The 4677-nt window shown below is 71.9% G+C and carries 6 protein-coding genes; all 6 read left to right on the top strand.

Features of this window, described 5'->3' with window-relative positions:
• Positions 1 to 991: LCP family protein (locus HW445_RS19200; RefSeq protein WP_180222226.1), on the top strand; the 991-nt coding region annotated here is incomplete at its 5' end.
• A gap of 181 nt (positions 992 to 1172) precedes the next feature.
• Positions 1173 to 1397 carry a 50S ribosomal protein L31 gene (gene rpmE / locus HW445_RS19195; RefSeq protein WP_019753312.1) on the top strand — a complete coding sequence of 75 codons (225 nt, stop codon included), beginning with the start codon at positions 1173 to 1175 and terminating at the stop codon, positions 1395 to 1397.
• Between the two features lie 111 nt (positions 1398 to 1508).
• Complete coding sequence (gene prfA, locus HW445_RS19190; RefSeq protein ID WP_180222225.1) at positions 1509 to 2585, top strand: peptide chain release factor 1; 1077 nt, start codon at positions 1509 to 1511, stop codon at positions 2583 to 2585.
• A 79-nt stretch (positions 2586 to 2664) separates the two neighbouring features.
• Positions 2665 to 3504, top strand: coding sequence for a peptide chain release factor N(5)-glutamine methyltransferase (prmC, locus tag HW445_RS19185; protein ID WP_151771951.1), 840 nt, complete (start codon positions 2665 to 2667; stop codon positions 3502 to 3504).
• Between the two features lie 75 nt (positions 3505 to 3579).
• Positions 3580 to 4227 (top strand): L-threonylcarbamoyladenylate synthase, encoded by a 648-nt coding sequence (locus tag HW445_RS19180; protein WP_180222224.1) that lies wholly within the window; start codon positions 3580 to 3582, stop codon positions 4225 to 4227.
• On the top strand, positions 4224 to 4677 hold a 454-nt coding region (locus HW445_RS19175; RefSeq protein WP_218957157.1), incomplete at its 3' end, for a protein-tyrosine-phosphatase. The genes HW445_RS19180 and HW445_RS19175, both read left to right, overlap by 4 nt.

Genomic DNA, 4677 nt, shown 5'->3' with positions numbered 1-4677 from the left:
GTACACGCAGCTCAACGGCAACATCGAGAGCATCGACATCGACCGCGTCCTCGGTTCCGCGCGCCCCGCCGACACCGACAACGGGTCGCAGGACATCCTCGTGCTCGGTTCGGACAGCCGCTCCGGCGGCAGCAACAAGCGGCTCGGCGGCGGCGCGGCGGACGGCGGGGCCCGCGCGGACACGGCGATGCTGGTCCACGTCCACAAGGGCCGCACCGCGGCGAGCGTGGTGTCCATACCGCGCGACACCCTCGTCGACCGGCCCTCGTGCGTCGACCGGTCCGGGCAGCGGCAGCCCGCCGAGAAGGACGTCATGTTCAACTCGGCGTACGCCACCGGCGGGGCGGCCTGCACGGTGAAGACCGTCGAGTCGATGAGCGGCGTCCGGGTCGACCACTTCCTCGAGGTCGACTTCACCGGCTTCCGCCGGATGGTCGACGCGCTGGGCGGCGTCGAGGTCACCACCACGAAGAAGATCTCCGACCCGGAGAGCCACCTCAGACTCGACGCCGGCACCCACCGGCTGAGCGGCACCCAGGCGCTCGGTCTGGTCCGCACCCGGCACGGCGTCGGCGACGGGTCCGACCTCGGGCGGATCCAGCTCCAGCAGGCCTTCCTCAAGGCGCTGGCGCAGCAGGTCAAGGAGGTCGGCGTGCTGTCCAGCCCCAAGCGGCTGTACGACCTCGCCGACACCGCCACCAAGTCGGTCACCACCGACGAGAGCCTCGGCAGCGTCACCGCCCTCGCCTCCTTCGCCGGCGGGCTGAAGGACATCGGGCCGTCGAGGATGACGATGACCACACTGCCGGTCGCGTACGACCCGGCCGCCCCGAACCGGGTCCTGGTCGACGAGGACAAGGCCGCGCTGGTCTGGTCGGCGATGCGGCACGACAAGGCGATCCCGGCCAAGGCCAAGGGCTCCGCCACGGGGCACGCGGACGCGGTCGTCGGCTCCCCGTCGCGTGCCGCCCCCTCCCGCGTCGCCTCCTGAGGCCCAGGGACGCACGGGGCGACGGACGGGCGACGGACGGGCGACGGACGAGGAATAGAACAGCCCCGCCCCCGGTTTTGGGGGATACGGCCAGTGCTGGCAGACTGGTACGTCGGCTCCGGTTCACGCTCCCGCATCCCGCGGCGGCGACCCGGCGCCCTCCCGAAATCTAGGAGACACCTTGAAGCGCGACATCCACCCCGAGTACGTCGAGACGCAGGTCAGCTGCACCTGTGGCGCGTCGTTCACGACTCGCAGCACCATCTCCTCCGGCACCATCCGTGCCGAGGTCTGCTCCGAGTGCCACCCGTTCTACACGGGCAAGCAGAAGATCCTCGACACCGGTGGCCGCGTGGCCCGCTTCGAGGCCCGCTTCGGCAAGGCGGCTGCCGGCTCGAAGAAGTAGCGAGCCACCGCGCCGGTCCACGGCCGCCCCGCACAGGGCGGCCGGGACCGGCGTTTTTGGTCGCCACGCCTTCGTCCCCCAGCACGCCCTTCCAGGAGCCAGGAGCCCCACATGTTCGAGGCCGTCGAGGAACTCGTCGGTGAGCACGCCGATCTCGAGAAGAAGCTCGCCGATCCGTCGGTCCACGCCGACCAGGCCAACGCGCGCAAGCTGAACAAGCGCTACGCCGAGCTGACTCCGATCGTCGCCACCTACCGCTCCTGGAAGCAGACCGGGGACGACATCGAGACCGCCAGGGAACTGGCCGCCGACGACCCCGACTTCGCCGCCGAGGTCAAGGAACTGGAGAAGCTCCGCGAGGAGCTCACCGAGAAGCTGCGCCTGCTGCTGGTCCCCCGCGACCCCAGCGACGACAAGGACGTGATCCTCGAGATCAAGGCCGGCGCCGGCGGTGACGAGTCCGCGCTGTTCGCGGGCGACCTGCTGCGGATGTACCTGCGCTACGCCGAGCGCGTGGGGTGGAAGACGGAGATCATCGACGCCACCGAGTCGGAGCTGGGCGGGTACAAGGACGTCCAGGTCGCGGTGAAGACCAAGGGCGGCAACGGGGCCACGGAGCCCGGCCAGGGCGTCTGGGCGCGGCTGAAGTACGAGGGCGGCGTGCACCGCGTGCAGCGGGTGCCGGCCACCGAGTCGCAGGGCCGCATCCACACCTCCGCGGCCGGTGTCCTGGTGACGCCGGAGGCCGAGGAGGTCGACGTCGAGATCAACCCGAACGACCTGCGGATCGACGTCTACCGGTCCTCCGGTCCGGGCGGCCAGTCCGTGAATACGACCGACTCCGCGGTCCGCATCACGCACCTGCCGACCGGTGTCGTCGCCTCCTGCCAGAACGAGAAGAGCCAGCTGCAGAACAAGGAGCAGGCTCTGCGTATCCTGCGCTCCAGGCTGCTCGCCGCCGCGCAGGAGGAGGCGGAGCGGGAGGCCGCGGACGCCCGGCGCAGCCAGGTCCGCACCGTGGACCGCTCCGAGAAGATCCGCACGTACAACTTCCCGGAGAACCGGCTCTCCGACCACCGGGTCGGCTTCAAGGCCTACAACCTCGACCAGGTCCTCGACGGCGAGCTGGACGCGGTGATCCAGGCCTGCGTCGACGCGGACTCGGCCGCCAAGCTCGCCGCCGCCTGACGTCCGGCGCCCACCGCGCGAAGACGCCCCCTGACGACACCGGAGGACCAGCGTGCCGCAGAACCAGAGCCCGCGCAGCGTGCTGCTCGCCGAGGTGGCCCAGGCCACGCAGCGGCTGGCGGACGCCGGCGTGCCCTCGCCGCGCAACGACGCGGAGGAGCTCGCCGCGTTCGTGCACGGCGTGAAGCGGGGCCAGCTGCACACCGTCAAGGACTCCGACTTCGACGCCCGCTACTGGGAGGTCGTCGCCCGGCGGGAGGCCCGCGAGCCGCTGCAGCACATCACCGGCCGCGCCTTCTTCCGCTACCTGGAGCTCCAGGTCGGCCCCGGGGTGTTCGTGCCCCGGCCGGAGACGGAGTCGGTGGTGGGCTGGGCCATAGACGCGGTCCGCGCCATGGACGTCGCCGAACCCCGCATCGTCGACCTGTGCACCGGCTCCGGGGCGATCGCGCTGGCCATGGCGCAGGAGGTGCCGCGGTCCTCGGTGCACGCCGTGGAACTCTCCGAGGAGGCCCTGGAGTGGGCCCGCAAGAACATGGAGGGCTCCCGCGTCGACCTGCGCCACGGTGACGCGCTGACCGCCTTCCCCGACCTGGACGGCCAGGTCGACCTGGTCATCACCAACCCGCCGTACATCCCGCTCACCGAGTGGGAGTACGTCGCCCCCGAGGCGCGGGACCACGACCCGGACATGGCGCTGTTCTCCGGCCAGGACGGGCTCGACCTGATCCGCGGCCTGGAACGCACCGCGCACCGGCTGCTGCGGCCCGGCGGCGTCGTCGTGGTCGAGCACGCCGACACCCAGGGCGGCCAGGTCCCCTGGATCTTCACCGAGGAGAGGGGCTGGGCCGACGCCGCCGACCACCCCGACCTCAACAACCGGCCGCGGTTCGCCACGGCCCGCAAGGCGACGCCGTGAACGCGCGTCCCACCGGCACCACCCCTACCGAACGACTCTCCCCCCTGCACGACCCGCACGAGGAGGCCAGCTGACATGGCACGGCGATACGACACCAACGACGCGACCGACCGCGCGACCGGTCTGCGCGAAGCCGCGTCCGCCGTCCGCCGTGGCGAACTGGTCGTCCTGCCGACGGACACGGTGTACGGCATCGGCGCGGACGCCTTCTCCTCCGAGGCCGTCGGCGACCTGCTGGAGGCCAAGGGGCGCGGCCGCAACATGCCCTCCCCGGTGCTGATCGGCTCGCCCAACACGCTGCACGGACTGGTCACCGACTTCTCCGAGACCGCCTGGGAACTGGTCGACGCCTTCTGGCCCGGCGCGCTCACCCTGGTCGCCCGCCACCAGCCCTCGCTGGTCTGGGACCTCGGCGAGACCCGCGGCACGGTCGCGGTGCGCATGCCGCTGCACCCGGTCGCCATCGAGCTGCTCACCGAGGTCGGCCCGATGGCCGTCTCCTCCGCCAACCTGACCGGCCACCCTTCGCCGGAGACCTGCGAGGCCGCCCAGCAGATGCTCGGCGACTCCGTCTCCGTCTACCTCGACGGCGGCCCGACGCCGGGGAACGTGCCCTCGTCGATCGTCGACGTCACCGGCCCGGTGCCGGTGCTGCTGCGCGAGGGCGCCATCTCCGCCGAGGAGCTGCGCAAGGTGGTACCCGACCTCGAGGTGGCGAATTGACCCCCGCCCCTGACGCGGGGCTTGGCATACGAGAGGAAGACGGCGGGGAGGCCGGCTTCCGGATCCTGCATGTCAGCACCGGAAACGTGTGCCGCTCACCGATCACCGAGCGGCTGACCCGGCATGCCCTCGCCCAGCGGCTCGGCGACACCCGGTGGGGCGGACTCGTGGTCGAGTCCGCCGGCACCTGGGGGCACGAGGGCGCTCCCATGGAGGAGAACGCCGTCACCGTGCTCGGCGAGTACGGCGCGGACGCCTCCGGCTTCACCGGGCGCGAGCTGCGCGACGAGCACGTCATCCGCGCCGACCTGGTGCTGACGGCCACCCGCGACCACCGGGCCCACGTCATCTCGATGGGGCACTCGGCCGGGCTGCGCACCTTCACGCTGAAGGAGTTCACCCGCCTGGTGCGGGCGATCGACCCCGCGACCCTGCCGCCGGTGGAGGACG

Origin of the sequence: Streptomyces sp. UH6 (assembly GCF_013421635.1) — a bacterium.
Taxonomy (GTDB): Bacteria; Actinomycetota; Actinomycetes; order Streptomycetales; family Streptomycetaceae; genus Streptomyces; species Streptomyces abyssomicinicus.
The sequence above is the reverse complement of the archived record's forward strand: the minus strand, read 5'-3'. Positions and strand labels throughout refer to the sequence as shown.